Source organism: Bradyrhizobium genosp. SA-3 (assembly GCF_004212635.1).
Taxonomy (GTDB): domain Bacteria; phylum Pseudomonadota; class Alphaproteobacteria; order Rhizobiales; family Xanthobacteraceae; genus Bradyrhizobium.
This window is the reverse complement of the sequence record NZ_PSRT01000302.1, coordinates 1-1,477: the sequence shown is the minus strand read 5'-3', so window position 1 is coordinate 1,477 and position 1,477 is coordinate 1. Positions and strand designations below refer to the sequence as shown.

The 1,477-nt window shown below is 66.1% G+C and carries 2 protein-coding genes; both read left to right on the top strand.

The genetic code is table 11. The features are described from left to right. Nucleotides 1-619, top strand: a 619-nt coding sequence (locus CWO91_RS42150) for a chemotaxis protein CheB (RefSeq protein ID WP_283811090.1), incomplete at its 5' end; no start/stop codon positions are given. Further along, nucleotides 616-1,477: CheR family methyltransferase (locus CWO91_RS42145; RefSeq protein WP_130221167.1), on the top strand; the 862-nt coding region annotated here is incomplete at its 3' end. The genes CWO91_RS42150 and CWO91_RS42145, both read left to right, overlap by 4 nt.

Below are 1,477 nucleotides of genomic sequence, written 5' to 3'. Positions count from 1 at the left end.
GGGCGCGCTGGCGACGCGCCCGTTCTCGACGCAGACGCCGAAGGTGCTGCTGATCGGCTCCTCAACCGGCGGTCCGCAGGCGCTGATGGCGCTCGTCACCGAGCTCGGCCCGGTGATCGACCGCGTCCCGGTGCTGATCACCCAGCACATGCCGCCGACCTTCACCACCATTCTTGCCGAGCATCTGGCGCGTTCGAGCCGCAAGCCGGCGGCCGAGGCGATCGACGGCGAGCCGGTGAAGCCGGGACGGATTTATCTGGCGCCCGGCGGCAAGCACATGCGCGTCGTGCGCAGCGGCGCCGATACCGTCATCGCGCTCGACGACGGCCCCGCCGTCAATTTCTGCAAGCCCGCGGTCGATCCGCTCTTCACCTCCGCCATCGACATCTGGCACGGCGGCATCCTCTCGGTGATCCTGACGGGCATGGGCTCGGACGGCATGCGCGGCGGCAAGGACATCGTCGCCGCCGGCGGCAGCGTCATCGCGCAGGATGAAGCCTCCAGCGTGGTCTGGGGCATGCCGGGCGCGGCGGCCAATGCCGGCATCTGCGCGGCGATCCTGCCGCTCAACCAGATCGGCGCCAAGGTCAATCGCCTGTTCGCGGGAGACCGCTCGTGACGCCGGTCGACTACGACTATTTGCGCAAGTTCCTGAAGGAGCGCTCTGGTCTCGACCTGTCCGCCGACAAGCAATATCTGGTCGAGAGCCGGCTGCTGCCGCTCGCCCGCAAGGCGAGCCTATCTGGCATTCCCGATCTCGTGCTGAAGATCAGGAACGGCGACGGCCGGCTCGCGACCGACGTGGTCGAAGCGATGACCACCAACGAGACCTTCTTCTACCGCGACAAGATTCCGTTCGATCATCTGCGCGGCACCATCCTGCCGGGGTTGATCCAGGCACGCGCGGCGCGCAAATCGCTGCGCATCTGGTCGGCGGCGTCGTCGACGGGGCAGGAGCCCTATTCGATCGCGATGTGCGTGAAGGAGATGGGCGCGGCCTTTGCCGGCTGGCGCATCGAGATCGTCGTCACCGACCTGTCGCAGGAGGTGCTGGAGAAATCCAAGGCCGGCATCTACAGCCAGTTCGAGGTGCAGCGCGGCCTGCCGATCCAGCACCTGATGAAGTACTTCACGCAAGTCGGCGAGGTCTGGCAGCTCAATGCCGACATTCGTGCGATGGTGCAGTTCCGCCAGCTCAATCTCTTGCAGGACTTCTCCCATCTCGGCACGTTCGATGTGATCTTCTGCCGCAACGTGCTGATCTATTTCGATCAGGACACCAAGGCCGTGATCTTCGAGCGGATGGCGAAGGGACTGGAAGCCGACGGCACGCTGCTGCTTGGCGCCGCCGAGTCCGTGGTCGGCATCACCGATGCGTTCCGCCCCATCACTGAGCACCGCGGTCTCTACCAGCTCAACCCTGCGCGCTCCAGCCGCCCGATGGGGGGGATTGATGCCGCCGACACTGAAGGTCGCC